2 protein-coding genes are annotated in these 1,392 nt (G+C 66.7%); one reads left to right on the forward strand and one right to left on the reverse strand.

Annotation, left to right across the window (positions count from 1 at the left end):
* Nucleotides 1-46 precede the first annotated feature (46 nt).
* A protein-coding gene (locus ABT114_RS50405) for an IS5 family transposase (protein ID WP_502988550.1) occupies nt 47-921 on the forward strand; the annotation gives its coding sequence in 2 pieces (ribosomal slippage) (nt 47-391 and nt 394-921; 873 coding nt in all).
* 34 nt (nt 922-955) lie between these two features.
* Here ABT114_RS50405 and ABT114_RS50410 read toward each other — a convergent pair.
* Nucleotides 956-1,324, reverse strand: a complete 369-nt coding sequence (locus ABT114_RS50410) for a hypothetical protein (protein ID WP_351154122.1) — start codon at nt 1,322-1,324, stop codon at nt 956-958.
* Between the last annotated feature and the right edge of the window lie 68 nt (nt 1,325-1,392).

Raw genomic sequence — 1,392 nt, forward strand, 5'->3', positions numbered from 1 at the left:
CTAGGGTGCGTTTCAGAAGTCGATCAAGCTCTGTGATGATCACCGTGTGGGACGTGGGGATCTGACGAGCGCGCAGTGGGCCAGGCTGGAGCCGTTGTTGCCGGTGGGGAAGAAGCCGGGACGGCCTCCGATCTGGTCCAAGCGGCAGCTGATAGACGGCATTCGGTGGCGGACACGGACGGGTGCGCCGTGGCGGGACATGCCGATCAGGTACGGCGAGTGGGAAACCGTCTACGGGTTGTTCCGGCGTTGGCAGCGCGATGGGACCTGGAAGCGAATCCTCAAACAGCTCCAGGCCCGGGCCGACGCCGACGGGCTGATCACCTGGGATGTCAGCGTCGACTCCACCATCGCCCGCGCACACCAGCACGCCGCCGGCGCCCGGAAAAAGGGGCTCTTCAACGAGAACCGCCCGGCGGCGTCGACACCGAACCGGCCGACCACGGACTCGGACGCTCCCGGGGCGGACTGACGACCAAGCTCCACCTCGCGGTCGAGCAGGGGCAGAAGCCGCTGTCCCTGGTCATCACCGCTGGCCACCGCCATGACAGCCCGCAGTTCCAGAATGTGCTCGACCGCGTCAGTGTCCCGCGCATCGGTCCGGGACGCCCGCGCACCAAGCCTCGCAAGGTCCGCGCGGATAAGGCATACGGCTCTCGCGCGAACCGCGCCTACCTGCGCAGACGCGGCATCCGCTGCACCATCCCGGAGAAGACCGACCAGATCCGCAACCGCAAGAAGCGCGGCATGCGCGGCGGCAGGCCACCGAAGTTCGACAAGGCCGACTATCGCGAACGCCACGCTGTCGAATGCGGAATCAACCGCCTCAAGAGACACCGGGCCGTCGCGACTCGATACGACAAACTCGCCGTCCGCTACGAAGCCACCGTGGTCATCGCGGCGATCAACGAGTGGCTGTGAGGGGCCGCGTGGCGCGCATCACGCCGCACGAGGTTCATCGCGCTGGTTCCACCGGTGGCCACGGGGCCCAGGGAAGAGCTTCACGCCAGCCCGGCCGCCCCCGGGCCCAGTCCTGAAGCACTTCGGCAACGGGCTCCACGGCGAACACCTCGTGCTCGCGCGGCACCCGGGAGTGAAAGTGCCTGTCTGGGCCACCCTCGCGGTATTCGACCTGGTAGCTGAGGTCGTCGTTGAGACAGACCTGCATGTAGTGCTGGCCGACGGGTTCGAGGTCAAGCCGCTGGACAACGACAAATCGCCAGGTCAGGCTCATGTCGGCCAGCAGATCGTGCAATTGGTCGTCAGACGGGTCGTCCCATGACGTCCCGTCCCACTCAATCGCCCGCAGTGCCGGTGTTGCCACGAGGGCGACTGTACTGGCCGATCATGCTGCGGAGATCAGCGGGCGGCCGCTTATGAAACGCACCCTAG

The sequence above is a fragment of the Streptomyces sp. NPDC002088 genome (assembly GCF_040296605.1).
In the GTDB taxonomy this organism is placed as follows: domain Bacteria; phylum Actinomycetota; class Actinomycetes; order Streptomycetales; family Streptomycetaceae; genus Streptomyces.